Source organism: Vibrio sp. 1580, from assembly GCF_033340055.1.
This window is the reverse complement of the sequence record NZ_JAWOVT010000165.1, coordinates 1-834: the sequence shown is the minus strand read 5'-3', so window position 1 is coordinate 834 and position 834 is coordinate 1. Positions and strand designations below refer to the sequence as shown.

4 tRNA genes and 1 rRNA gene are annotated in these 834 nt (G+C 46.0%); all 5 read right to left on the bottom strand.

The features are described from left to right. Positions 1-315: 315 nt before the first annotated feature. Positions 316-391, bottom strand: a tRNA-Val gene (locus R7093_RS24765). Positions 392-429: 38 nt separating this feature from the next. Then, positions 430-505: transfer RNA gene (locus tag R7093_RS24760), tRNA-Ala, on the bottom strand. Between the two features lie 9 nt (positions 506-514). Then, positions 515-590, bottom strand: a tRNA-Lys gene (locus R7093_RS24755). A 2-nt stretch (positions 591-592) separates the two neighbouring features. Further along, positions 593-668 (bottom strand) — tRNA-Glu (locus R7093_RS24750). A gap of 89 nt (positions 669-757) precedes the next feature. Then, positions 758-834 (bottom strand): 16S ribosomal RNA (locus R7093_RS24745); the annotation flags it as partial.

Here is an 834-nt window from a genome sequence, read left to right as displayed (position 1 = left end):
TCGCCTCTGACTGCCAAGGCATCCACCGTGTACGCTTAGTCACTTAACCATACAACCCGAAGGAGTTTCGAGTTGATAATCAAATCACCAAAGTTGTCTCTCATTATTTGAATGAGCGAGAGACATTCGATTTTGCCGGACTCAAATTCCAAGAACACTTGAATGTGTTTTTAGTTGTATTCATAAATGAATACTTTGAGAACTTTACAAACAACAATAAATTGTTGTTTTGTCAGCTTTCCAAATTGTTAAAGAGCTAATCACTTCTAATGAAGTAACCATTTTTAAAAACTCTCAAGAGAGAATGTTCAAAGATGGTGGGCGATACCGGGCTCGAACCAGTGACCCCCTGCTTGTAAGGCAGGTGCTCTCCCAACTGAGCTAATCGCCCACATTAGTTTTACTTCTTAGTGGAAGAAGTTCCTCGAATGGTGGAGCTATGCGGGATCGAACCGCAGACCTCCTGCGTGCAAGGCAGGCGCTCTCCCAGCTGAGCTATAGCCCCATCGAGAAATGGTGGGTCGTGCAGGATTCGAACCTGCGACCAATTGATTAAAAGTCAACTGCTCTACCAACTGAGCTAACGACCCAATGGTATCCCGTAGGGGAGTCGAACCCCTGTTACCGCCGTGAAAGGGCGGTGTCCTAGGCCTCTAGACGAACGGGACACTAAGTGAACATCTTGGGGGATGTTCTATCTCTTAAACTTCATAAACCGTATCAATCTGTGTGAACACTCATCGCAATAATCATCGTTTAAGGAGGTGATCCAGCGCCAGGTTCCCCTAGCGCTACCTTGTTACGACTTCACCCCAGTCATGAACCACAAAGTGG